At 68.8% G+C, this 22,905-nt stretch carries 19 protein-coding genes, 1 rRNA gene and 1 pseudogene; 11 read left to right on the forward strand and 10 right to left on the reverse strand.

Features of this window, described 5'->3' with window-relative positions:
• The first annotated feature begins 14 nt into the window (after nt 1-14).
• Nucleotides 15-127: ribosomal RNA gene (gene rrf / locus BST28156_RS25935) — 5S ribosomal RNA — on the forward strand.
• A gap of 125 nt (nt 128-252) precedes the next feature.
• On the opposite strand, the pseudogene BST28156_RS35115 reads toward rrf, so the two are convergent.
• The 4 genes and pseudogenes from BST28156_RS35115 to BST28156_RS25945 all read right to left on the reverse strand — a co-directional run.
• Nucleotides 253-372, reverse strand: a pseudogene (locus tag BST28156_RS35115) (GNAT family N-acetyltransferase); the annotation flags it as partial.
• A 39-nt stretch (nt 373-411) separates the two neighbouring features.
• Nucleotides 412-537, reverse strand: coding sequence for a hypothetical protein (locus tag BST28156_RS35120; protein ID WP_012217793.1), 126 nt, complete (start codon nt 535-537; stop codon nt 412-414).
• 75 nt (nt 538-612) lie between these two features.
• Nucleotides 613-1,230 carry a hypothetical protein gene (locus tag BST28156_RS25940; protein WP_012217794.1) on the reverse strand — a complete coding sequence of 206 codons (618 nt, stop codon included), beginning with the start codon at nt 1,228-1,230 and terminating at the stop codon, nt 613-615.
• A 178-nt stretch (nt 1,231-1,408) separates the two neighbouring features.
• Nucleotides 1,409-2,413, reverse strand: a complete 1,005-nt coding sequence (locus tag BST28156_RS25945; protein ID WP_012217795.1) for an AraC family transcriptional regulator — start codon at nt 2,411-2,413, stop codon at nt 1,409-1,411.
• Between the two features lie 146 nt (nt 2,414-2,559).
• On the opposite strand from BST28156_RS25945, the gene BST28156_RS25950 reads away from it, so the two are divergent.
• The 3 genes from BST28156_RS25950 to BST28156_RS25960 are packed head-to-tail and all read left to right on the forward strand — an operon-like array spanning nt 2,560 to nt 6,227.
• On the forward strand, nt 2,560-4,227 hold the full coding sequence (locus BST28156_RS25950; protein ID WP_012217796.1) for an acyl-CoA synthetase: 1,668 nt from the start codon (nt 2,560-2,562) through the stop codon (nt 4,225-4,227).
• Nucleotides 4,228-4,250: 23 nt separating this feature from the next.
• On the forward strand, nt 4,251-5,018 hold the full coding sequence (locus BST28156_RS25955) for a 3-hydroxyacyl-CoA dehydrogenase (RefSeq protein ID WP_060097110.1): 768 nt from the start codon (nt 4,251-4,253) through the stop codon (nt 5,016-5,018).
• A gap of 18 nt (nt 5,019-5,036) precedes the next feature.
• Complete coding sequence (locus BST28156_RS25960; protein ID WP_012217797.1) at nt 5,037-6,227, forward strand: acetyl-CoA C-acetyltransferase; 1,191 nt, start codon at nt 5,037-5,039, stop codon at nt 6,225-6,227.
• 109 nt (nt 6,228-6,336) lie between these two features.
• Here the strand turns inward: BST28156_RS25960 and BST28156_RS25965 are convergent, their stop codons facing one another.
• On the reverse strand, nt 6,337-7,029 hold the full coding sequence (locus BST28156_RS25965; RefSeq protein ID WP_012217798.1) for a TetR/AcrR family transcriptional regulator: 693 nt from the start codon (nt 7,027-7,029) through the stop codon (nt 6,337-6,339).
• 364 nt (nt 7,030-7,393) lie between these two features.
• Here BST28156_RS25965 and BST28156_RS25970 point away from each other — a divergent pair, with 364 nt between their 5' ends.
• From BST28156_RS25970 to hydA, 5 genes are all read left to right on the forward strand, one after another.
• A complete protein-coding gene (locus tag BST28156_RS25970) occupies nt 7,394-8,674 on the forward strand; it encodes a Zn-dependent hydrolase (RefSeq protein ID WP_012217799.1) in 1,281 nt (426 codons plus the stop codon).
• Between the two features lie 129 nt (nt 8,675-8,803).
• A complete protein-coding gene (locus BST28156_RS25975; RefSeq protein WP_012217800.1) occupies nt 8,804-10,141 on the forward strand; it encodes an NAD(P)-dependent oxidoreductase in 1,338 nt (445 codons plus the stop codon).
• A 58-nt stretch (nt 10,142-10,199) separates the two neighbouring features.
• Nucleotides 10,200-11,507, forward strand: a complete 1,308-nt coding sequence (preA, locus tag BST28156_RS25980) for an NAD-dependent dihydropyrimidine dehydrogenase subunit PreA (RefSeq protein ID WP_174903719.1) — start codon at nt 10,200-10,202, stop codon at nt 11,505-11,507.
• A 99-nt stretch (nt 11,508-11,606) separates the two neighbouring features.
• Entirely contained in the window at nt 11,607-13,115 is a 1,509-nt protein-coding gene (locus BST28156_RS25985; RefSeq protein WP_012217802.1) for an NCS1 family nucleobase:cation symporter-1, read from the forward strand.
• Between the two features lie 52 nt (nt 13,116-13,167).
• Complete coding sequence (gene hydA / locus BST28156_RS25990; protein ID WP_012217803.1) at nt 13,168-14,625, forward strand: dihydropyrimidinase; 1,458 nt, start codon at nt 13,168-13,170, stop codon at nt 14,623-14,625.
• 31 nt (nt 14,626-14,656) lie between these two features.
• Here hydA and BST28156_RS25995 read toward each other — a convergent pair whose 3' ends face one another.
• From BST28156_RS25995 to msrB, 4 genes are all read right to left on the reverse strand, one after another.
• A complete protein-coding gene (locus tag BST28156_RS25995) occupies nt 14,657-15,769 on the reverse strand; it encodes a Rieske 2Fe-2S domain-containing protein (RefSeq protein ID WP_012217804.1) in 1,113 nt (370 codons plus the stop codon).
• Nucleotides 15,770-15,961: 192 nt separating this feature from the next.
• Nucleotides 15,962-16,705 (reverse strand): peptide-methionine (S)-S-oxide reductase MsrA, encoded by a 744-nt coding sequence (msrA, locus tag BST28156_RS26000; RefSeq protein WP_060097105.1) that lies wholly within the window; start codon nt 16,703-16,705, stop codon nt 15,962-15,964.
• 64 nt (nt 16,706-16,769) lie between these two features.
• On the reverse strand, nt 16,770-18,650 hold the full coding sequence (locus BST28156_RS26005; RefSeq protein ID WP_012217806.1) for a cytochrome c biogenesis protein DipZ: 1,881 nt from the start codon (nt 18,648-18,650) through the stop codon (nt 16,770-16,772).
• 37 nt (nt 18,651-18,687) lie between these two features.
• Nucleotides 18,688-19,203 (reverse strand): peptide-methionine (R)-S-oxide reductase MsrB, encoded by a 516-nt coding sequence (gene msrB / locus BST28156_RS26010; RefSeq protein WP_012217807.1) that lies wholly within the window; start codon nt 19,201-19,203, stop codon nt 18,688-18,690.
• A 218-nt stretch (nt 19,204-19,421) separates the two neighbouring features.
• Between msrB and BST28156_RS26015 the strand changes: the two genes are divergently transcribed.
• Together BST28156_RS26015 and BST28156_RS26020 are read left to right on the forward strand one after the other, a co-directional pair.
• Complete coding sequence (locus BST28156_RS26015; RefSeq protein ID WP_006402891.1) at nt 19,422-20,141, forward strand: response regulator transcription factor; 720 nt, start codon at nt 19,422-19,424, stop codon at nt 20,139-20,141.
• A complete protein-coding gene (locus tag BST28156_RS26020) occupies nt 20,138-21,655 on the forward strand; it encodes a sensor histidine kinase (protein WP_012464960.1) in 1,518 nt (505 codons plus the stop codon). Before BST28156_RS26015 ends, BST28156_RS26020 begins: the two co-directional genes overlap by 4 nt.
• 93 nt (nt 21,656-21,748) lie before the next feature.
• Here BST28156_RS26020 and BST28156_RS26025 read toward each other — a convergent pair whose 3' ends face one another.
• Nucleotides 21,749-22,849, reverse strand: coding sequence for an AraC family transcriptional regulator (locus BST28156_RS26025; RefSeq protein WP_012217809.1), 1,101 nt, complete (start codon nt 22,847-22,849; stop codon nt 21,749-21,751).
• Nucleotides 22,850-22,905: the final 56 nt, after the last annotated feature.

The raw sequence follows: 22,905 nt of genomic DNA on the forward strand, positions 1-22,905 counted from the left end.
AACAACCCTCTTTGCCTGATGACCATAGCGAGTCGGTCCCACCCCTTCCCATCCCGAACAGGACCGTGAAACGACTCTACGCCGATGATAGTGCGGATTCCCGTGTGAAAGTAGGTAATCGTCAGGCTCCCTAAGCCAGAAACCCCCGCCCAACAGGCGGGGGTTTTTGCATTTGGGGCACCGGAAATGCGCGAAAACGACCCTGTGATTCGGCACGGCCGTCTTCTTCGGGGCCGCTTCGATCGCGAAACTTGCAATGCCTCGCGCTGCAGCCTCTTTCCGGACCGCCGTCCACAGGGCGCGGCCAATACCCTGACCGATATGACCCGGATGGAGGAACAGCCATCCGGGTGTCGGTCGCTCGCAATCCATCGCCGCCCTAACCCAGAAACCGACGATCCGACGTTCGCACTAGGCGACGTAACCGGTCGACTCGTCGATCGTCTCTGGTGTGATCTTGAGATCGGCTTCCGACAAGTCGAGCCATTCGCGCGGATACCTGCAGTGCGCCTTCGACAGGCAAGCCAGCGTCGTCAAGTGCCCCGCATCCGAGGCGCGGGCGGCACGTACGGCAAATGGTGCGCGCATTTCGTCTCCCGTCCGTCGTATCGCTCATGAGCCGCGCTCGACTTTCGTTTTCGACCGCAATCGATGTCGTCCCTCGACCATCACCACGCAGATGCCGATCGACGCCAGGACATTCACGACCGGGTAAAACGCGACTGCGACGCTCCAGCTCCGCAGCGCCAGTACCGCCAGCGCGTATTTGACGATGCAGAGCGCGAAATAGGTCAGGCTTTCGCTCCACGGATCGCGGATCGTCTTGCGAACGGTCGGGCCGAGGCCGGCCAGTTCAATCAACGTCACCACGCAGATCGACAGCGTCGGGTCGTCGGTCAGCATCCAGAGCGGAATGGCAGACAGCGCGGCACACAGGAACACCCAGTCGGCGCGGGTCCAGCCGCGTTCGCCTCGAAAGATGCTCGCGACGAAGGTCAGCACGCAGGTCACGGCGATCGCTGCCGTGCACCACGCCGACGGTCCCGCGCCCGCCACGAACTGACCGGCCGCGGCAATGACCGTGACGACCGACCAGATGAGCCACGTGAACAGATGCGGGCGAACGGTGCGACGGTAGATCGCGAGCGCGTACGGCACGGCCGCCACCAGCGACACGGCGGATCCGACGACACCCAGCACCGAAGCAACACCCTGATCGACCATCATCATCGCAGCGACCTCGCCCGCAAGGACCGCTCAGTATGTGAGCGGGCCGTGTCACGCGCAACCTGGTCCGAGCATTGCGCACAGCAGCCCGGCTCCGCCCAGCGTCGGCCCGAGAGCAGCGGGTGCGCGAGAGCCGACGGAGCAAATGCATCGACCGCCGGCTTCCGCGCAAACCGGCCCCTCACTGCTCGGCCTGCGTCGCGTTGACGTCGCGCCGAAACGCGCCGGGACTCGTGCCTGTCCATTTCCGAAACGCACGATGAAACGCGCTCGGTTCGGTAAATCCGAGCGCGGCCGCGATCTCCGCGACGCTCAACGTCTGTTCGCGCAGCAGCGACTGCGCGAGCGCACCGCGCAGTTCGTCCTTGATCGACGCGAAGCTTTGTCCTTCGCTGCGCAGGCGTCGCCGCAGCGTCGGCGGCGTCGTGCCGAGCCGCGCGGCCAGCGTGTCGAAGTCCGGCCATTCGGCTGCAGGCAACGCTTTCAGATGCGTGCGCGTCCGCGCGACCCAGCCCGTATCGTGCCGATAGCGCACCAGCAGATTGCCGGGCGCGCCGCGCAGAAACGTCTTCAAGGCCTGCGCCGACCGGATCGTCGGCAGCGACAGATACGCGGCATTGAACGTGAGCCGGCTGTCCGGACGATCGAAATGCACGGGCACGCCGAAGAAGCGGTGATAGTCGCTGCGCTGCTCGGGGCTCGCGCACGCGAAATCGATGCGCTGCAGCGGGATACGCCGGCCGATCAGCCAGCATGCGACGCCGAGCAGAATCAGCCAGAACGTCCGGTATGCAAACGCCGGATACGGCGTGTCGGACGGCACGAGCACGATCTGCGCCAGCCCGTCCGCGACGACGAGTTCGCCGTGCGGCTCGTCGAGCACCACGCGCAGAAACTGCAGCGCGCGCCGCAACGCCTTTTCCAGCGTGCCGGCGTTCAGCACGGCGTGACACAGCAGCGTGAAGCTGCCGCGCCGCATCGGGCGCGCGGCGAGCCCGAAGAATTCGTCGTCGAGCGCGCTGGCGATCTCGAGCCAAAGCCGGCCGTACTGCTGCGGTGTCACGGGCTCGCGCACGACCGGCGGCAGCCCGGCCGCGTGCAGCACGGGCGCGATCGGAAGCCCTTGCCGCCGCATGCAGGCAAGCGCATCCTCGACGAAACCCGGCGAGATCATTTGCGGCCCCATTTTGTCTGCTGTCTCCCGACATGGCAAAACCGATCACGATTCTAGTTTCTGTTTGTCATTGATTGCAATGTGACGGCTGTCTACCATCGATGTACCCCCCGACGCCCTTGCGGCCCGCCGGCGGTCATAATGAACAGGAGACACGCATGCCTGATGGAGCAACCGCCCGGGCGGTGCCGGCGTATGCCGACGCCGTGGCCCGGTTCCGAATCGACACTGTCGCGGCGCAGTTGCACGGCGACCTCGAGCATGGCCTGAACGCCTGCGTCGAATGCTGCGATCGTCATGCGTCCGGCGATGCGGTCGCACTCGACTGGATCGACATCGACGGTGCGCATCATCGCTTCACGTTTGCTCAGATGAAAGCGCTTGCGGCGCGCGTCGCGAACCTGCTGGTCGAGCGCGGCGTGAAGCCGGGTGACGTGGTGGCCGGGCTGTTGCCGCGCACGCCCGAACTGGTCGCGACGATCCTCGGTACGTGGCGCGCGGGCGCCGTCTATCAGCCGTTGTTCACGGCGTTCGGTCCGAAGGCGATCGAGCACCGGCTGCGCATGAGTGATGCGCGACTCGTCGTGACGAACGTCGCGAACCGCGCGAAGCTCGACGAGGTTGCCGATTGTCCGCCCGTCGCGACGGTGCGCGCTGCCGAAGCGCCGCTGCCGGACGGCGACATCGACTTCCGTGCGGCGCTGGACGCGCAGTCCGATACGTTCGAGCCCGTGCTGCGCAAGGGCACCGACCTGTTCATGATGATGTCGACGTCGGGCACGACGGGCTTGCCGAAAGGCGTGCCCGTGCCGCTGCGCGCGCTGCTCGCGTTTCGCCAGTACATGTGCGACGCGGTCGACCTGCGCGCCGAAGACCGGTTCTGGAACATTGCCGATCCCGGCTGGGCATACGGACTGTATTACGCGATCACGGGGCCGCTGCTGGTCGGCCATGCGACGACGCTGTACGAAGGCGGCTTTACGGTCGACAGCACGTACGACGTGATCGAGCGGCTCGGCATTACGAGCCTCGCCGGTTCGCCGACGGCGTACCGGATGCTGATGGCGGCCGGCTCCGACGCGGCCGCGCGCATCAAGGGCAAGCTGCGCGTAGTCAGCAGCGCGGGCGAACCGCTGAACCCGGAAGTCGTGCGCTGGTTCGATGCGGCGCTCGGCGCGCCGATCTACGATCATTATGGCCAGACCGAGCTTGGCATGGTCGTGAACAACCATCACGGGCTCGCGCACGTCGTCCATCCCGGTTCCGCGGGTTTCGCGATGCCGGGCTACCGCGTCGCGGTGCTCGACGACGCAGGTCGCGAGCTCGGCCCGGGCGAGCCCGGCACGCTCGCGATCGACATCGCGCGTTCGCCGCTGCTGTGGTTCGACGGATACTGGCGGCAGGACACGCCGGCGATCGCAGGCGGCTATTACCGCACGGGCGACAACGTCGAGCTCGAGCCGGACGGAACCGTCAGCTTCATCGGCCGCGCGGACGACGTCATCACGTCGTCCGGCTACCGGATCGGCCCGTTCGACGTCGAGAGCGCGCTGATCGAACATGAGGCGGTCAGCGAGGCGGCCGTGATCGGCGTGCCCGACCCCGAGCGCACGGAGATCGTCAAGGCCTTCGTCGTGCTGTCGAACGGCTACGAAGGCACGCCGGCGCTCGCCGAAGCGTTGAGTCTGCACGTGAAGCGGCGGCTGTCCGCGCACGCCTATCCGCGCGCGATCGAGTTTGTCGACGCGCTGCCGAAAACGCCGAGCGGCAAGATCCAGCGCTTCGTGCTGCGCAAGATGGAGGCCGACAAGGCCGCTCAACCCTGAACACCTTCTACAACGGACTCCGAATGAAGATCAAAGATCGCGTTTTCCTGATCACGGGCGCCGGTTCCGGCCTCGGCGCCGCGGTGGCGCGCATGGTCGTCGCCGAAGGCGGCAAGGCGATGCTGCTGGACGTCAACGGCGACGCGCTGGCGAGCGTCGCGCACGAACTCCGCGCGGCGGCACGCTTGCTGAAGACCGACGTCACGAGCGAAGCCGACGGGCAGGCCGCGATCGCGGCCGCACGCGACGCGTTCGGCCGCATCGACGGGCTCGTGAACTGCGCGGGCGTCGCGCCGGGCGAGAAGGTCGTCGGCCGCGACGGCCCGCATTCGCTCGAGCGCTTTACACGCGCGGTGTCGATCAACCTCGTCGGCACGTTCAACATGATCCGGCTTGCCGCCGAGGCGATGTCGAAGCAGGACGCCGACGCGGAAGGCGAGCGCGGCGTGATCGTGAACACCGCATCGGTGGCCGCGTTCGACGGCCAGATCGGACAGGCCGCGTATGCGGCGTCGAAAGGCGGCGTGGTCGGCATGACGTTGCCGATCGCGCGCGAGCTCGCGCGCTTCGGCATTCGCGTCGTGACGATCGCGCCGGGCATTTTCGCGACGCCGATGATGGCCGCGATGCCGCAGGAAGTGCAGGACGCGCTCGGCAAGAGCGTGCCGTTCCCGCCGCGGCTCGGGCGTCCCGAAGAATTCGCGGCGCTGGTACGCCATATCGCCGAGAACACGATGCTGAACGGCGAAGTCATCCGTCTCGATGGCGCGTTGCGCATGGCACCGCGCTGACACTGGAGGAAACGAATCATGACGACACAGGATCCGATCGTAATCGTCGGCGCGGCGCGTACGCCGATGGGCGGCTTTCAGGGCGACCTGGCCGCCGCGAGCGCGAGCGATCTCGGCGCGGTAGCGATCCGCGCGGCGCTCGAGCGCGCGAACGTGCCGGCCGAGCGCATCGACGAAATCGTGTTCGGCTGCGTGCTGCCGGCGGGGCAGGGACAGGCGCCGGCGCGTCAGGCCGCATTGAAGGCCGGGCTGCCGCTGTCGGCCGGCGCGACGACCGTCAACAAGATGTGCGGCTCGGGGATGAAGGCCGCGATGTTCGCGCACGATCTGCTGTATGCCGACTCGGCAAACGTCGCGGTCGCGGGCGGGATGGAAAGCATGACGAATGCGCCGTATCTGCTGCCGAAGGCACGCGCGGGCATGCGGATGGGGCACGGCCAGGTGCTCGATCACATGTTCCTCGACGGCCTCGAGGATGCCTATGAAAAAGGCCGCCTGATGGGCACATTCGCGGAAGACTGCGCGCAGGCCTATCAGTTCACGCGCGAAGCGCAGGACGCATTCGCGATCGCGTCGCTCACGCGTGCGCAGCGCGCGATCGCCGAAGGCCGCTTCGCGGCCGAAATCGCGCCGGTTACGGTGAAGGCCGGCAAGACGGAAACCGTCGTGTCGATCGACGAACAGCCGGGCAAGGCGAAGCTCGACAAGATCCCGACGCTGAAGCCCGCGTTCCGTGAAGGCGGCACCGTCACGGCCGCGAACGCGTCGTCGATCTCGGACGGCGCCGCCGCGCTCGTGATGATGCGCCGCTCCGAAGCGCAGCGTCTCGGTCTCACGCCGAAGGCCGTGATCGTCGGCCATGCGACGTTTGCGAACAAGCCGAATCTGTTCGCGACCGCGCCGATCGGCGCGATTCGCACGCTATCCGAAAAGACCGGCTGGAACCTGCGCGACGTCGATCTGTTCGAAATCAACGAGGCGTTCGCAGTCGTCCCGATGGCGGCGATGCGCGATCTCGATCTGCCGCACGACAAGGTCAACGTACATGGCGGTGCGTGCGCGCTCGGTCATCCGATCGGCGCATCGGGCGCACGCGTGATGGTGACGCTGCTGGCCGCGCTCGAATCGTACGGGCTGAAGCGCGGTGTCGCGTCGCTGTGCATCGGCGGCGGCGAGGCGACGGCGATCGCGATCGAACGCGTCGCGTAACGGCGAGTGCATCGGCGCGCGGCACGGTGGCGCGCGCGGTGCGAGGGCGACGACGAGTGACGCACGCGGCCACGCCGCTGCGCGCTCGCGTCGCCCTTTTTTGCGCGCACTAGCGCGGCGCTTTCGGCGACACGGCGCCGCACGCGCGCAGCACGAGCTGCACGACCTGCTCGGTCTTCTCGTCGAACGCCTTCTGCGTGAGCGCACGCTTGCCGCTCAGCGCGCGGATCTGCGCGTCGAAATCCGCATAGTGCTGCGTGGTCGCCCAGATCAGATACATCAGCGCACGCGCATCGATCGGCGCGAGCAGCCCACGCGCGATCCAGCCGTCGATCACTTTCACGCGCGTGTCGAACCACGGCTTCACGCGGTCCGACAGAATGTCCTCCATATGCTCGGCGCCGTGGATGATCTCGTTCGCCCACACCTTCGAGCCGAGCGGGCGCCGGCGCGACAGCGCCATCTTTGCGCGCACGTAGTTGCCGATCGCCTCCACCGGATCGTCGCCGGCCTCGAACGAACCGGCCGCACGGTGCCAGTCCTCGAACAGATCGTCGAGCACGCGGCGGTACAGCGCGAGTTTCGTCGGGAAGTAGTAATGCAGGTTCGCCTTCGGCAAACCGGCGCGCTCCGCGATCATCGCGGTGCTCGCTCCGTCGAGCCCGCGCTCGGCGAACACGGCTTCCGCGCACGCGAGCAGATGCGCTTCATTGCTCTCGCGGATGTGCGCCTTGCGTCGCCGCAAAGGCGTGTGCGCTGGATCGCTTTCGGTCACTGCGGCGCTCGCGTCGTCATGTCTCATCGTTGTCCTTGCGCGGCGCGCATGCCGCGTTGGGCTTCATTCTAGCCGCTCGTGTGCGTCGCGCCCATGCATGGCCGTGCGGTGGGCGCGCGCGATGTTGCGATGCGGTGGCACGTTTCTCGCTCGTTCGATCGCGTCAAGAAAGACATTGCTTTGGCAATTTTGATCGTCTAAAACCTGTCCAATCGGACAGGATTCGATGCGCGGCGGGCAGCCGCGCGAACCCCGCCGGCGATGTGTCGGACGAAACGCGCGAACGATGCGCACACGCACCGCAGCCGTGCACGTGTGCGCCGAAACGGATCGCGTGCGCACCGGCGAAGACCGGATCGACGGCCTCACCGACCCCACAGGAGCGACGCGCATGAATGCGGTATCGGAAGCATTGAAGCGGACGGCCATCGATCCGTCGATCAAGGTAGACGGCAAGCGTTTGTGGAACAGCCTGATGGAAATGGCGAAGATCGGCGCGACGCCGAAGGGCGGCGTCTGCCGCCTCGCGCTGACCGATCTCGACAAGGCGGGCCGCGACCTGATCGTTCGCTGGGCGAAGGAAGCCGGGTGCACGGTGACCGTCGATACGATGGGCAACGTGTTCATGCGCCGTGCCGGGCGCGTCGCCGATGCGGCGCCGGTCGTTACGGGCTCGCACGCGGATTCGCAGCCGACCGGCGGCCGCTTCGACGGCATCTATGGCGTGCTCGGCGGTCTCGAAGTGATTCGGAGTCTGAACGACCACGGAATCGAGACCGAGCATCCGATCGAGGTCGTGATCTGGACCAACGAGGAAGGCTCGCGCTTCGCGCCTGCCATGGTCGCGTCGGGCGTGTTCGCGGGCGTGTTTACGCTCGAGTACGGGCTGTCGCGCAAGGACGTCGACGGCAAGACGATCGGCGAGGAACTCCAGCGCATCGGCTATGCGGGCGACGTACCGTGCGGCGGCCGGCCGTTGCATGCGGCGTTCGAGCTGCATATCGAACAAGGGCCGATTCTCGAGGCCGAGCGCAAGACGATCGGTGTCGTCACCGATGCGCAAGGGCAGCGCTGGTACGAGATCACGTTCACCGGACAGGAAGCGCATGCCGGCCCCACGCCGATGCCGCGCCGTCGCGATGCGCTGCTCGGCGCGTCGCGTGTCGTCGATCTCGTCAACCGGATCGGCCTCGATCACGCGCCGTTCGGCTGTGCGACGGTCGGGATGATGCAGGTGCATCCGAACTCGCGCAACGTGATTCCGGGCCGTGTGTTCTTCACCGTCGATTTCCGTCATCCGGACGATGCGGTGCTCGCGCAGATGGATGCGGCGCTGCGCGACGGCGTCGCGCGCATCGCGGCCGACATCGGCCTCGAGACGGCGCTCGAGCAGATCTTCTACTACAAGCCGGTCGCATTCGATCCGGCGTGCGTGCAGGCCGTGCGCGAGGCCGCCGAGCGCTTCGGCTATCCGCATCGCGACATCGTCTCGGGCGCCGGCCACGATGCGTGCTATCTCGCGCAGGTCGCGCCGACGTCGATGGTGTTCGTGCCGTGCGTCGACGGCATCAGTCACAACGAGGTCGAAGACGCGACGCCCGAATGGATCGAGGCCGGCGCGAACGTATTGCTGCACGCGATGCTGTCGCGCGCGTGCGAGCCGGTGTCATGACGCAGCAGCCGTAACGCGGCGCGCGGCCCGCACGCCGCCGCCGTACCGCATTCCGCAGCACGATCGTCCCGGCGCCGCGCACGCAGCCGGCGGGGACGGCTTTGTCTCCACCCAGCCGAAGGAACGCGTATGACCACCCAGCCAACCGGCGATATCGCCGCGCACCGCCAGTCGTCCACGCAGCTCTCCTGCGAATTCGCGGACATCGCGCCGCTGCTCGATCCCACCGCGGCCGCGGCGGCCGCGAGCCGCTGCCACTACTGCTACGACGCACCGTGCGTGCACGCCTGCCCGACGCAGATCGACATTCCGGGCTTCATCCGCAAGATCGGCAACGGCAACCTGAAGGGCGCGGCGATCGACATTCTGTCCGCGAATCCGCTCGGCGGCATGTGCGCGCGCGTCTGTCCGACCGAAATCCTGTGCGAGGGTGCATGCGTGCGCAACCATCAGGACGCGCAGCCGGTCGCGATCGGCGCGCTGCAGCGGCATGCGACCGACTGGGCGATGGCGAGCGGCGCGGTGCGCTTCCAGCGCGCGCCCGACACGGGATACCACGTCGCCGTGGTCGGCGCGGGGCCGGCCGGGCTCGCATGCGCGCACCGGCTCGCGCTCGCGGGCCATCGCGTGACGCTGTTCGATGCGCGTGCGAAGGCGGGCGGGCTCAACGAATACGGGATCGCCGCCTACAAGACCGTCGACGATTTCGCGCAGCGCGAAGTGGACTGGCTGCTGTCGGTCGGCGGCATCGAACTGAAGACGGGCGTCGCGCTCGGCCGCGACCTGACGCTCGACGCGCTGCGCGAAGGGCACGATGCGGTGTTTCTCGCGATCGGCCTCGGCGGCGTGCGCGCGCTCGCGGTGGAGGGCGAGCAGCTCGCGGGCGTGATGAACGCGGTCGATTTCATCGAACAGGTGCGGCAGGCCGATGCGCTCGAGAACGTGCCGGTCGGGCGTCGCGTGGTCGTGATCGGTGGCGGCAACACGGCGGTCGATGCGGCCGTGCAGAGCCGCAAGCTCGGCGCGGAGCGCGTGACGATCGTGTATCGGCGCGGCGTCGAAGCGATGAGTGCGACCTGGGCCGAACGCGAGTTCGCGCAGAAGAACGGCGTGACGCTCGTCACGCATGCGCGGCCGGTGCGGATGTTCGGTGCAGGCGGTCAGGTGACGGGCGTCGAATTCGACACGGCGTCCGGCGAGCGCCTGACGATCGATGCCGACATGGTGCTGAAGGCGATCGGCCAGACGCTCGTGCCGGACGGCGTCGCCCCCGCGCTGCTGACGCCCGACGGCGCGCGCATCGCGGTCGACGCGGACGGCCGCACCGCATGGCCCGACGTATGGGCCGGCGGCGACTGCGCCGCGACGGGCGGCATCGATCTGACGGTACAGGCGGTGCAGGACGGCAAGCGCGCGGCCGCATCGATCGACGCCGCGCTCGCGCAACGCAGTGTGCGCGCCGCGTGAGCGGTGCATCGCGCGTCCTCGTATCGACGACAACGACCCCACCTTCACGGAGCCGAACATGGCCGATCTTCGCTGCACCATTGCGGGCATCACTTCTCCGAATCCGTTCTGGCTGGCCTCCGCGCCGCCGACCGACAAGGCCTACAACGTCAACCGCGCGTTCGAGGCGGGCTGGGGCGGCGTCGTCTGGAAGACGCTCGGACTCGATCCGCACGTCGTCAACGTCAGCTCGCGCTACGGCGCCGTGCAGTGGAACGGCCAGCGGATCGCGGGGCTGAACAACATCGAGCTGATCACCGATCGTCCGCTCGACGTGAACCTGCGCGAGATCGCGCAGGTGAAGCGCGACTGGCCCGACCGCGCGCTGATCGTGTCGCTGATGGTGCCGTGCAACGAGCGCGACTGGAAATGGATCCTGCCGCTCGTCGAGGACACCGGCGCCGATGCGGTCGAACTGAACTTCGGCTGTCCGCACGGCATGAGCGAGCGCGGCATGGGCGCGGCGGTCGGGCAGGTGCCCGAATACGTCGAGATGGTCACGCGCTGGGTCAAGGAAGGCACGAAGCTGCCGTGTCTCGTGAAGCTCACGCCGAACATCAGCGACATCCGGATGGGTTCGCGCGCCGCCTACAAGGGCGGCGCGGACGGCGTGTCGCTGATCAACACGATCAATTCGATCGTCGCGGTCGATCTCGACCAGATGGCGCCGATCCCGACCGTCGACGGCAAGGGCACGCACGGCGGCTACTGCGGGCCCGCGGTCAAGCCGATCGCGCTGAACATGGTCGCGGAGATCGCGCGCGATCCGGAAACGCCGAATCTGCCGATCTCCGGCTACGGCGGCATTTCGACATGGCGCGACGCCGCCGAATTCATCGTGCTCGGCGCGGGCAGCGTGCAGGTCTGCACGGCGGCGATGCATTACGGATTCCGGATCGTGTCGGACCTCGTGGACGGGCTGTCGAACTGGATGGACGACAAGGGCTATGCGACGCTCGACGACGTGCGCGGCCGCGCGGTGCCGAACGTCACCGACTGGAAGTACCTGAACCTGCAGTACGACATCAAGGCGCGCATCGACCAGGACCGTTGCATCCAGTGCGGGCTGTGCCACATCGCCTGCGAGGACACCTCGCATCAGGCGATCACGCGCGAGAAGGACGGCGTGCGGCACTTCGAAGTCGTCGATGCCGACTGCGTCGGCTGCAACCTCTGCATGCACGTGTGTCCGGTCGAACAGTGCATCACGATGGAGCGCGTCGACGCGGGCGGCTACGCAAACTGGACCACGCATCCGAACAACCCGGCACGCGCGGAGGCAGGCGCGGGTGCCACGCCGCCCGAGAAGCACGCGAAGGCGGCCTGAGCGGTAGCCGGCGGCGCGGCGCGAGCCGGGCCGCCGTTTTCGATTCCGTCGGCCGGCATCGAGCGATGCCGGCGCGGACGTTTCCGTGGAGCGCATCCGATGAAAGCGACAGCGAACGGTGCCGAACCCGACGGCATGGCGATGCCGGGCGGCAGCCTGTACAACGACGATCTCGCGCCGACGACGCCGGCGCAACGCACCTGGAAGTGGTATCACTTCGCGGCGCTGTGGGTCGGGATGGTGATGAACATCGCGTCGTACATGCTGGCGGCGGGCCTGATCCAGGAAGGGATGTCGCCGTGGCAGGCGGTGCTGACCGTGCTGCTCGGCAATCTGATCGTGCTCGTGCCGATGCTGCTGATCGGCCACGCAGGCGCGAAGCACGGGATTCCGTATGCGGTGCTCGTGCGCGCGTCGTTCGGCACGCAAGGCGCGAAACTGCCGGCGCTGCTGCGCGCGATCGTCGCGTGCGGCTGGTACGGGATCCAGACCTGGCTCGGCGGCAGCGCGATCTACACGCTGCTGAACATCCTGACCGGCAACGCGCTGCACGGCGCGGCGCTGCCGCTCGTCGGCATCTCGCTCGGGCAGCTCGCGTGCTTTCTGGTGTTCTGGGCACTGCAGCTGTATTTCATCGTGCACGGCACCGATTCGATCCGCTGGCTCGAAAGCTGGTCGGCGCCGATCAAGGTCGTGATGTGCATCGCGCTCGTCTGGTGGGCGACCTCGAAGGCGGGCGGCGTCGGCTCGATGCTGTCCGCGCCGTCGCAGTTCGCGGCCGGCGGCAAGAAGGCCGGGCTGTTCTGGGCGACCTTCTGGCCGGGCCTCACCGCGATGGTCGGCTTCTGGGCGACGCTCGCGCTGAACATTCCCGACTTCACGCGCTTCGCGCATTCGCAGCGCGACCAGATGATCGGGCAGTCGCTCGGGCTGCCGGTGCCGATGGCGCTGCTGTCGGTCGTGTCGGTGGTCGTGACGTCCGCGACGGTCGTGATCTACGGCAACGCGATCTGGGATCCGATCGACCTGACGAGCCGGATGACCGGCATCGGTGTCGGCATCGCGCTCGTGATCCTGACGCTCGACACGATGTGCTGCAACCTCGCCGCGAATCTGGTCGGCCCCGCGTACGACTTCTCGAGCCTGTGGCCGAAACGGATCTCGTACCGCACGGGCGGGCTGATCACGGCGACGATCGCGATCGTGATGATGCCGTGGAAGATCCTCGCGACGACCGACGGCTACATCTTCACCTGGCTCGTCGGCTATTCGGCGCTGCTCGGGCCGGTGGCCGGGATCATGATGGTCGACTACTTCCTGATTCGCGGCACGCAGCTCGACACGCACGCGCTGTTCGACGAAAGCGGCGGCTTCAGCTATGCACGCGGCTGGAATCCGGCCGCGCTCGCCGCGCTCGCGATCGGCGTGCTGCCGAACCTGCCCGGCTTTCTGCATACCGCGTTTCCGGCGTCGTTCCCGAACGTGCCGGCGTTCTTCAACACGCTGTACACCTACGCGTGGTTCGTCGGCCTCGTGCTGGCGTCGTGCGTGTACGGCACGTGGATGAGATGGCGCGCGGCGCAGCGTGCGCAGATCGCGAGTGCATGACGCGCGGCATGCGCGCCATGCGGCACCCGACAGTCAACGAGGAGGCAACGAGATGGCAATCCTGATTCGCGGCGGCACCGTGATCGATGCGGACCGCTCCTATCGCGCGGACGTGCTGTGCGCCGAGCCGCAGGACGGCGGCACGATCCTGCAGATCGCCGAGAAGATTGATGCGCCGGCCGGCGCGACGATCGTCGACGCGCACGACCAGTACGTGATGCCGGGCGGCATCGATCCGCATACGCACATGGAACTGCCGTTCATGGGCACGACGGCGAGCGACGATTTCTATTCGGGCACGGCCGCGGGGCTCGCGGGCGGCACGACGAGCATCATCGATTTCGTGATCCCGAGCCCGAAGCAGCCGCTGATGGATGCATTTCGCGAATGGCGCGGCTGGGCCGAGAAGGCGGCGGCCGATTACGGCTTCCATGTCGCGGTCACGTGGTGGGACGAATCCGTGCATCGCGACATGGGCACGCTCGTGCGCGAGCACGGCGTGTCCAGCTTCAAGCATTTCATGGCGTACAAGAACGCGATCATGGCCGACGACGAGATCCTCGTGAACAGCTTCACGCGTTCGCTCGAGCTCGGTGCGCTGCCGACCGTCCATGCGGAGAACGGCGAACTCGTGTTCCGGCTGCAGCAGGCACTCCTCGCGCGCGGGATGACGGGCCCCGAAGCGCATCCGCTGTCGCGGCCGCCAGAAGTCGAAGGCGAGGCGGCGAACCGCGCGATCCGCATCGCGCAGGTGCTCGGCGTGCCGGTGTATATCGTGCACGTCTCGGCGAAGGACGCGGTCGATGCGATCACGCGCGCGCGCAGCGAAGGGCTGCGCGTGTTCGGCGAAGTGCTGCCCGGCCACCTGGTGATCGACGAGGCCGTGTATCGCGATCCCGACTGGACGCGCGCGGCCGCGCATGTGATGAGCCCGCCGTTCCGCTCGGCCGAGCATCGCGAAGCGCTGTGGCGCGGGCTGCAGGCCGGGCAGCTGCACACGACGGCGACCGACCACTGCGTGTTCTGCGCCTCGCAGAAGGCGATGGGCCGCGACGATTTCACGAAGATTCCGAACGGCTGCGGCGGCGTCGAGGATCGGATGTCGGTGCTGTGGCATCACGGCGTGAACCACGGTCGCATCACGCCGAACGAGTTCGTGCGGATCACGTCGACGAATGCCGCGCAGATTTTCAACCTGTATCCGCGCAAGGGCGCGGTGCAGGTCGGCGCCGATGCGGATCTCGTCGTCTGGGATCCGGCCGCGACGAAGACGATCTCGGTGAACACGCATCACCAGCAGGTAGACTTCAACGTGTTCGAGGGAATGACCGTGCAGGGCGTCGCGACGCACACGCTCACGCGCGGTGCGCTCGCCTGGGCCGACGGCGAGCTGCGCGCGGTGCGCGGCGCGGGCCGCTACCTGAAGCGGCCGCCCGCGGCCGGCTACTACGAGGCGGCGCGCATCGCGAACCGGCTGCGCGAGCCGCATCCGGTCGAGCGCGCGCGCTGAGCCTGCGGCGCGGGGCGGGCGGCGGCGCGCGTCAGCGCACGTCGTCCACTTCGCGGATCGGGATCACCGTGCGTGCGCCGCACTGGCGCAGCAGGTCGCGCAGTTCGTTGATGACGGGAAACACCTCGTGGTTCCAGTCGGCGCCCTGCTCGTCGTGCGCTTCCTGCTCGCGCTCGACGATCCAGCGATCCTCGCCGAAGATGCGCTCGGTAAACCAGACGAGCAGCGGCCACGCGAGATCGAGCGCGAACGGCACGCCCGGCTTGCGGATCGACAGCAGCCCGAACGTGCGGTTGGTGCGCTGCGCGGCATCGAGCGGCACGTAGACGATCCACAGGTCCATCACGAGCGTGCCCTCGCTCGAGCGGATCTGCAGCGTCTGATACGGGTAGCCGGTGCGCACCGTCATCACGCTCTTGTTCGCCTGGTCGCCCGGCTTCTTGCTCGAACCGAACACGAGCGCCTCGCCGACCGGCTGCTTGCCTTCCATGCGCGCGAACGTGTAGTCGACCTCGACCCAGTCGTCGCCGCGACGGCGGCCGACGCAGCGTGCGCGCATCTGGCCCATCTGCTTGCGGTGCAGGAACTGATGGTTCATGTCCATCAGGTTCTCGTGCATGAACGAGTAGTGGCACTTGACCTCGCGGCCGAAGCGGCGCGTCTTGTAGCCGCGGTCGTCCGCGGAGGCGAGCAGCGGGAACGGCCGTTCGTCGGCGCGCGTCGCGTCGCCGGGGAACACGAAGATCAGCCCGTGCGCTTCGCGGCACGGATACGCGCGCACGCCGTTCGGCAGCCGCTCGCGGCCGAGATACGGCACGTCGACGCAGCGGCCGCTGCTGCAGTCGTAGGTCCAGCCGTGATAGCAGCAGCGCAGCGTTTCGCCGGCGACGACGCCCGCATGCAGCGGCACCTGGCGGTGCGCGCAACGGTCTTCGAGCGCGTAGACGGCGCCCGATTCGGTGCGCACGAGCACGATCGGCTCGCCGGCGAAGCGCACGCCGAGCGTCTTGCCACGCTTGAGCTCGCGCGACCACGCGAGCGGATACCAGTAATCGGGGTGAATCGGCACGCGGCGCAGATCGCGCACGAGCGCGCCGCTGGCGGGTTCGAGGGTGTTGCTGTCGGGCAAAGGCACTGCGCGCATGCGTGACGCCTCCTTGCTTGACCAGATGGTGATCGTCGCGTGACGCGACGGCGATCTGGAGGAGTCTACGCGAAGTTGCCGCGCGAAGCCCGATCGATGTCCATTTGTCCCGCCGTTGCGGTCGGACATTTCATATGACGAAGCAACGGCGGCCCGCGCGGCCGCCGCTGCTTCGTGCCGCCGCTGCGCCGGTCAGCGGCTCGCGTCGCGCCACAGGACCGCATCGGCGCGGTAGAGCGCCGGAAACCGCTGCTGCAGTGCGGCGACCTTCGGCAGATCGTTGAACGCGATGTAGGGCGCGTCCGGATGCAGCTCGAGGTAGTTCTGATGATAGGACTCGGCCGGATAGAAGCCCTTGAACGGCTCGACGCGCGTGACGATCGGCGCGGCGAACGTATGCGCGCGACCGAGCTGCGCGACGTACGCGGTCGCGATCGCGCGCTGCTGTGCGCTGGTCGGGAAGATCGCCGAACGGTACTGCGTGCCTTCGTCCGGCCCCTGCCGGTTCAGCTCGGTCGGGTCGTGCGCGACCGAGAAGAAGATCTGCAGCAGCCGGCCGTACGTGATCCGCGCGGGATCGTAGACGATGCGCACCGATTCGGCATGGCCGGTCAGGCCCGTGCCGACGAGCGCGTAATGCGCGGTTTCGGATGCGCCGCCCGCGTAGCCGGCCGTGACCTGCTTCACGCCCTTCACGTGTTCGAAAACGCCCTGCACGCCCCAGAAGCAGCCGCCGGCGAGCACGGCCGTTTCGTCGTGCGACGCGCCGGGCGTCTCGTCGAGCGTCGGGGCGGGGGCCGTGCGCGGCGGCTCGGCGGACCGGCCGGCGCGCTGATAGCCGATCACGGCGGCCGCCGCGACGGCGAGCGCGCCGATGCGCCGCAGCATCGCCGTGCGTCGCCGGCGCGCCGGTTGTGGGGAGGATGTCGTGTTCATCGTGGTGCTCCTTCGCAGTCGGTTCGAAACGGGCGACCGGCGCGCGACGTGCGCGCCGGCGCGCTCAGCCGAACGTGAACGCGTACGCGTCGACGCCGGCGTCGAGAAACTCGATCGAGAACGTGCGGTCGGCGATCGCGCCCGGCTGCCGCACGAGCTGATACAGCCGTTGCCCGGTCACGGTGCCGTAGCCCTGCGCATCGACGTCGGTACCGTGCGCGTCGCCGGGCGCGGCGCCGTCCACCGTCACGCGAAAGCGCACCGGCTTGCCGTTCGCGCCCGGGCCGAGCACGAGATGCAGATCGCGCGCATGGAACCGGTAGACGATCCGGCCGGCCGGCGCCGCGAGCGTCGCGTGCTCGGCGCCGACCTGCCACGTGCCGGCCAGCCCCCAGTCGTTGAGCGCGGGATGCGCGGGCGCGTCGTAGCGATGCGCCGCGTCGCGTACGACGCCGCCGGGCGACGCGAAGTCTTCGGCACGCGCATAGCCGACGTAGGTTTCGGGCGAGCGCACGTCGGCGCTGTCGGCGGCGGCGAGCGCGCCTTGGGCGGGGCCGCCCGTCAGGCCGATCGGCACGTTCAGCGCGTCCGGGTGCCCGGCTTCGGCGAGCAGCTGCTGGATCGCGCGCTCCGATTCCGCGTATTCGCCTTCGCCGAAGTGATGGCGGCGAATGCGGCCCTGCGCATCGACGAAGTAGTGCGCGGGCCAGTATTCGTTGTTGAACGCGCGCCAGATCGCATAGCGGTTGTCGATCGCAACCGGATAGTCGATGCCGAGATCGCGGACCGCTTTTTTCACGTTGCCGATGTCGCGCTCGAACGCGAACTCCGGCGCGTGCACGCCGATCACGACGAGGCCGTAGCGTGCGTACTTGCGCGCCCACGCATTCGTGTAGGGCAGCGTGCGCAGGCAGTTGATGCACGAATAGGTCCAGAAGTCGACGAGCACGACCTTGCCGCGCAGCGCGGCCGCCGTCAGTGGTGGCGAGTTCAGCCACTGCACCGCGCCGTCGAGCGACGGCAGCGTGCCTTCGACGGGGAGCGCGGCCGGTGTGGCCATCGGCGCGGCCGCGCGCATCATCGCGCCGGCGGGCGGCGCGCTGCGGTCCGCGGCCGCGGTATCGGCCGCCGCCATCATCGCGGGGCCCGTGCCGGCGTCGTGCTGCATGCGACCGGACGCGCCGTCGGCGGCCGCCATCGCAATCGGCATGCCGGCCGCGCGGCCGCCGAGCCGGTCGACGAGGCGCGTTTCGAGGCCGCCCGTCGCGATCGTCGACAGCTGCGCGAGCGCACCGGTGTCGAGACCGAGCGCGATCGCGCCGACGCCGGCCAGGAGCGCCGCGCCGATGCCGCGGCGGATCCATTCGCCGGCGCCGAGCGAGCGCTTCATCGCGGCGAACACCTTGCCGCCGATCACGAGCGCGATGCCGAGCGACGTCGCGGCGCCTGCCGCGTACGCGATCAGCAGCAGCGTGGTGCCGACGTTCGCGCCGTGCAGCGCGGCGCCCGTCAGCACGAGGCCGAGGATCGGACCGGCGCAGGGCGCCCACAGCAGGCCGGTCGCGACGCCGAGCAGCAGCGACGACAAGGGTCCGGCCGGGCGGCCGTCGCGCTGCGCGAGCCCGGTGAGCCGGTTGCCGGCCGCGACGAACGGGCGCGTCAGATGTTCCGCGACGCGCGGCATCAGCAGGCTCAGGCCGAAGATCGCGAGCAGCACGATCGCGGCCCAGCGGCCGGCCTGATTGGCCTGCGCGACCCAGCCGCCGCCGACGGCGGCGAGTGTCGCGACGACGGCGAACGTGAGCGCCATCCCGACGAGCAGCGGCAGGCCGGTGCGCACGAATGGCTGGTCGGCGCGCGCGAACACGAACGGCAGCACCGGCAGGATGCACGGGCTGAGGATCGTGAGTACGCCGCCGAGATAGGCGAGGACGATGAGCAGCATGGGAGCGTCTCCGAAGAGTCAGCGGATCGGGGCCGGATCAGGCGGCCGCCGGGTGGAAGACGAGCGCGAGACCGTTCATGCAGTAGCGCAGGCCGGTCGGCGGCGGGCCGTCGCCGAATACGTGGCCGAGATGGCCGCCGCAGCGGCGGCAATGCACTTCGGTGCGGACCATCCCGAACGACGTGTCGGCACCGGTGCCGACCGCGTGATCGAGCGGCTGCCAGAAGCTCGGCCAGCCGGTGTGGCTGTCGAATTTGGCGCTCGACGAGAACAGCGCGAGATCGCAGCCGGCACACGCGAAGGTGCCGCGCCGATGTTCGTCGTTGAGCGGGCTGCTGTAGGGCGGCTCGGTGCCCGCGTCGCGCAGCACCGTGTACTGCGCGGGCGTGAGCCGGCGGTGCCATTCGGCGTCGCTCAGCGCGACTTCGAATCGGCCGGCCGGCGGCGCGGCGAACGCGCGGCCGACGAGCGCGCGGCGGCCGGCCGACGACAGCGCGGCCAGCGCGGCGAGGCCGGCGGTGCCGGCGAACAGAAAGTGTCTGCGGGTGGGCATGATCGGCTCCTGAGGGCAGGTCCTGAAAACATGCGCACAGCGTAGGCAGCGGCCGGTGTCGAAGTCCTCACGGAAAGTTAAATGAATTGTGATCCCTTGCCGCCGGAAAATTTTGCACAATGGCGGCAGCGGCCGCGCGCCGCCATTCGAGCCGGGCGCCGTCCGATCCGGCATCCGCCCCGCAACCCGACCGCGCTCCGGCGCGCCGCGCCATCGCCATGGACCATCCGAAACGCATCCTGATCGTCGAGGACGACGCCGACATCGCCGACGTGCTGAGCCTGCATCTGCGCGACGAACGCTACGAGGTCGTGCATAGCGCGGACGGCGCGCAAGGGCTGCGGCTGCTGGAACAGGGCGGCTGGGACGCGCTGATCCTCGATCTGATGCTGCCCGGCGTCGACGGCCTCGAAATCTGCCGGCGCGCGCGCGCGATGGCGCGCTACACGCCGATCATCATCACGAGCGCGCGTTCGAGCGAGGTGCACCGGATCCTCGGCCTCGAAATCGGCGCGGACGACTATCTCGCGAAGCCGTTTTCGGTGCTCGAACTGGTGGCGCGCGTGAAGGCGCTGCTGCGGCGCGTCGACGCGCTCGCGCGCGATTCGCGGATCGATGCGGGCACGCTCGACGTCGCGGGACTGTCGATCGACCCCATCGCGCGCGAGGCCAGCGTCGACGGCACGCGCATCGACCTGACGCCGCGCGAGTTCGATCTGCTGTACTTCTTCGCGCGCCATCCGGGCAAGGTGTTCTCGCGCATGGATCTGCTCAATGCGGTATGGGGCTATCAGCACGAAGGCTACGAGCACACGGTGAACACGCACATCAACCGGCTGCGCGCGAAGATCGAGGCCGATCCGGCCGAGCCCGTGCGGATCCTGACCGTGTGGGGGCGCGGCTACAAGCTCGCGGCCCCCGAGCAGCGGGACGCATGATGAGACTCACGCTCACCCGCCGCCTGTCGCTCGTCTTTTCGGTGCTGCTGCTCGCCTGCTCGGGCGCGTCCGCGTGGCTGCAGATCCGCGCGAACGACATGCGCGAGAAGGAAGTCGTGCAGGCGCTGTCGCGCGATCTCGCCGCGCACATCGCGAACAGCACGCCGCTGATGGGCGCGAACGGGCTGCGCCCCGATGCGGTACGCACGCTGTTCGGCCAGCTGATGGGCGTGAACCCGAGCGTCGAGGTGTACCTGCTCGACAACGCGGGCCGCATCGTCGGCGACGATGCGCCGCCCGGCCACGTGAAGCGCGACCGCGTCGATCTCGCGCCCGTGAAGCGCTTCATCGCGGGCGACCCGCTGCCGATCCTCGGCGACGATCCGCGCAGCGCCGACGCACGCAAGGTGTTCAGCGCGGCGCCGCTGCAGCGCGCGGGCGAGCCGCCGGCCGGCTACATCTACGTCGTGCTGCTCGGCGAGGCGCACGACCAGCTTGCCGCGCGCGTCGAGGCAGGCAACGTGCTGCGCACGACGCTCTGGTCGATGGCGCTCGTCGCGCTGCTCGGCCTGCTCGCGGGGCTGGTCGCGTTCAGCCTGATCACGCGTCCGCTGCGCCGTCTGACCGACGCGATGCGCCGCTTCGACGCCGACGGCGCGCCGGACACGCAGCCGCCCGTGCCGCGCAGCGCGCCCGGCCGGCGCGGCGACGACATCGCGGTGCTCGAATCGGCGTTCGCGCAGATGGCCGACCGGATCGGCGAACAATGGCGCGCGCTGACGCGGCAGGACCAGCAGCGGCGCGAGCTGATCGCAAACATCTCGCACGACCTGCGCACGCCGCTGACGTCGCTGCACGGCTATCTCGAGACGCTGTCGCTGAAGGCCGACACGCTCGCCGAGCCCGACCGGCGCCGCTATCTGTCGATCGCGCTCGCGCAGAGCGCGAAGGTCGGCCGGCTCGCGCAGGCGCTGTTCGAACTCGCGCGGCTCGAGTCGGGCGGCGTGCAGCCGGAGCGCGAAGCGTTCTCGATCGTCGATCTCGTGCAGGACGTGTTCCAGAAGTTCGAGCTGACCGCGCAGGCGCGCGGCATTGCGCTGCATGCGCGGATTCCGTCGCGTGTGCCGGCGGTGTCGGCCGACGTCGCGATGATCGAGCGTGTGCTGACGAACCTGATCGACAACGCGCTGCGGCACACGCCCGCGCACGGCGAAGTCGAGGTCGCCGTCGAGCCGCGCGGCGACCGCGTGCTCGTGACCGTGTCGGATACGGGCGAAGGGATTCCGCCGGCGCGCCGCGAAGGGCTGTTTCAGCGGCCGCAGCGGCCCGCGAGCGGCGCGGCCGCGCGCAGCGGCGGGCTCGGCCTGCTGATCGTGCATCGGATGCTGCTGCTCAACGACAGCCGCATCCGGCTTGTCGATCGCGCGGGGTTCGGCGCGGTGTTCGAATTCGCGCTACCCGTTGCATCGGCCGTGAGCGCCGACGGCGCGTCGACGGGTGGCGAGATGCGCTGAGCGGCGTCGGCGCGGCACGGCGCGCGATGCGTCGCGCGACGACCTCGGCTCTCCGCTCTCCGCTCGCGCCGACGCGCCGACGCGCATCGCGCGTCATCGGCCGCGCTTGCGCCGCACGTCGCTCGGCGTCGTGCCGGTCCAGCGCTTGAACGCATGGCGGAATCCGACCGCGTCGCTGAAGCCGAGCGTCGACGCGATATCGTCGATGCTGAGCGTGGTCGTGCTCAGATAGTCGATCGCGAGCGCCTTGCGCACGCTCGTCAGCAGCGCGCTGTACGACGTGCCTTCGGCTTCGAGCTTGCGGCGCAGCGTGCGCGACGTGATGCAGAGGCTGTCCGCGATCGCGTCGATGTCGGGAAACTGGCCGGGCGTGCGCGTGAGTTCCTGATAGACGCGCCGCGTGACGTCGGCCTGGCTGCGCAATTCGTCGAGCAGCCGCGCGCACTGCGACGACACCTGCGCGGCCGTGATCGGATTGGCGAGCTGCGGCGCACGTGCGAGCCAGGCCGACGGATAGCCGAGCGCATGACGCGGCTGATCGAACGCGATCGGGCATTCGAGCACGTCGGCCAGCAGCGCCGCATGCGGCGGCCGCGGCTGCGCGAACTGCGCGCGCGCCGGCACGCACCACGCGCCCATCACGTCCTTGATGATCGTCACATGCACGGCGAACTGCAGGTCGATCAGGAATCGGTACAGCGCGGTGTCGAGATCGGGCAGCGCCACTTCGTGCGGGTCCGGAAACAGCCACGACGCGATGCCGTCGTGCTCGACCCAACGGATCGCGAGCACGCGGTTCGCGAGCTGGTGGTATTTGACGGCCGAATCGAACGTGTGCGCGAGCGAGGTCGAACAGAGCAGCGCGTAGCCGTACATCCCGTAGCTCGACGCGTGCAGCCGGCTGCCGACGCGCACGCCGAGATCGGTGCCGTCGTATGCGCGAATCGCGTTGCGCGCGGCCGTCACGAACTGCAGCGACGACGTGAGCGTAAAGGGATCGGCGACCGCCGCCGCATCGAGCCCCGTGCCGTCGAGCACGACCGCAGCGTCGACGCCGAGCGCCGACGCGACGTCGACGAGTACCGCCAGCTTCGTCGGCGAATAGCGCCGGTCGTGCAGCGCGTGCATCGACGGCGCGTCCTGCACGGCCGCCGCGCGGGCGGCCGGCGGGTTCGGAAGCGTGCTGCGCGTCATGGCGGGGAGTGTCCGTCCGTTTTAGTACCTGTCCGGGCCAGCGATTCTGCCCGCGA

This window comes from Burkholderia pseudomultivorans, from assembly GCF_902499075.1.
Classification (GTDB): Bacteria; Pseudomonadota; Gammaproteobacteria; order Burkholderiales; family Burkholderiaceae; genus Burkholderia; species Burkholderia pseudomultivorans.

What these genes read in the sequence shown, in the direction of transcription:
- BST28156_RS25940 (WP_012217794.1), bottom strand. Translation starts at nt 1,230, where the DNA reads ATGATGATGGTCGATCAGGGTGTTGCTTCGGTGCTGGGTGTCGTCGGA.
- BST28156_RS25945 (WP_012217795.1), bottom strand. Translation starts at nt 2,413, where the DNA reads ATGGGGCCGCAAATGATCTCGCCGGGTTTCGTCGAGGATGCGCTTGCC.
- BST28156_RS25950 (WP_012217796.1), top strand. Translation starts at nt 2,560, where the DNA reads ATGCCTGATGGAGCAACCGCCCGGGCGGTGCCGGCGTATGCCGACGCC.
- BST28156_RS25955 (WP_060097110.1), top strand. Translation starts at nt 4,251, where the DNA reads ATGAAGATCAAAGATCGCGTTTTCCTGATCACGGGCGCCGGTTCCGGC.
- BST28156_RS25960 (WP_012217797.1), top strand. Translation starts at nt 5,037, where the DNA reads ATGACGACACAGGATCCGATCGTAATCGTCGGCGCGGCGCGTACGCCG.
- BST28156_RS25965 (WP_012217798.1), bottom strand. Translation starts at nt 7,029, where the DNA reads ATGAGACATGACGACGCGAGCGCCGCAGTGACCGAAAGCGATCCAGCG.
- BST28156_RS25970 (WP_012217799.1), top strand. Translation starts at nt 7,394, where the DNA reads ATGAATGCGGTATCGGAAGCATTGAAGCGGACGGCCATCGATCCGTCG.
- BST28156_RS25975 (WP_012217800.1), top strand. Translation starts at nt 8,804, where the DNA reads ATGACCACCCAGCCAACCGGCGATATCGCCGCGCACCGCCAGTCGTCC.
- preA (WP_174903719.1), top strand. Translation starts at nt 10,200, where the DNA reads ATGGCCGATCTTCGCTGCACCATTGCGGGCATCACTTCTCCGAATCCG.
- BST28156_RS25985 (WP_012217802.1), top strand. Translation starts at nt 11,607, where the DNA reads ATGAAAGCGACAGCGAACGGTGCCGAACCCGACGGCATGGCGATGCCG.
- hydA (WP_012217803.1), top strand. Translation starts at nt 13,168, where the DNA reads ATGGCAATCCTGATTCGCGGCGGCACCGTGATCGATGCGGACCGCTCC.
- BST28156_RS25995 (WP_012217804.1), bottom strand. Translation starts at nt 15,769, where the DNA reads ATGCGCGCAGTGCCTTTGCCCGACAGCAACACCCTCGAACCCGCCAGC.
- msrA (WP_060097105.1), bottom strand. Translation starts at nt 16,705, where the DNA reads ATGAACACGACATCCTCCCCACAACCGGCGCGCCGGCGACGCACGGCG.
- BST28156_RS26005 (WP_012217806.1), bottom strand. Translation starts at nt 18,650, where the DNA reads ATGCTGCTCATCGTCCTCGCCTATCTCGGCGGCGTACTCACGATCCTC.
- msrB (WP_012217807.1), bottom strand. Translation starts at nt 19,203, where the DNA reads ATGCCCACCCGCAGACACTTTCTGTTCGCCGGCACCGCCGGCCTCGCC.
- BST28156_RS26015 (WP_006402891.1), top strand. Translation starts at nt 19,422, where the DNA reads ATGGACCATCCGAAACGCATCCTGATCGTCGAGGACGACGCCGACATC.
- BST28156_RS26020 (WP_012464960.1), top strand. Translation starts at nt 20,138, where the DNA reads ATGATGAGACTCACGCTCACCCGCCGCCTGTCGCTCGTCTTTTCGGTG.
- BST28156_RS26025 (WP_012217809.1), bottom strand. Translation starts at nt 22,849, where the DNA reads ATGACGCGCAGCACGCTTCCGAACCCGCCGGCCGCCCGCGCGGCGGCC.